Here is a 406-nt window from a genome sequence, read left to right on the forward strand (position 1 = left end):
CTCCGTACGGCTGACCTGGACGGCCGCCACCGACGACAAGGGCGTCAAGAACTACGACATCCTGCGCGACGGTACGAAGGTCGCCACCGTCGAGAAGCTCGCGTACACCGACTCGGGCCTGACGAAGGACACCTCGTACACCTACACCGTCGTGGCCCGCGACACCGCCGACCAGATCGGCCCCGCCAGCGAGCCGGTCACCGTGCGCACCACCGGCGGCGGACAGCCCGGCGACAACCCGCCGTCCGCGCCCGGCAAGCCGGTGGCGAGCGACATCACCGACACCTCCGTACGGCTGACGTGGACCGCCGCCACCGACGACAAGGGCGTCAAGAACTACGACATCCTGCGCGACGGTACGAAGGTCGCCACCGTCGAGAAGCTGGCCTACACCGACTCCGGCCTG

1 pseudogene is annotated in these 406 nt (G+C 69.2%); it reads left to right on the forward strand.

What is annotated here, in order from left to right:
• Nucleotides 1-406 (forward strand): annotated as a pseudogene (locus ADK86_RS44530) (fibronectin type III domain-containing protein); the annotation flags it as partial.

Origin of the sequence: Streptomyces sp. NRRL F-5755 (genome assembly GCF_001279365.1) — a bacterium.
Lineage (GTDB): Bacteria > Actinomycetota > Actinomycetes > Streptomycetales > Streptomycetaceae > Streptomyces > Streptomyces rimosus.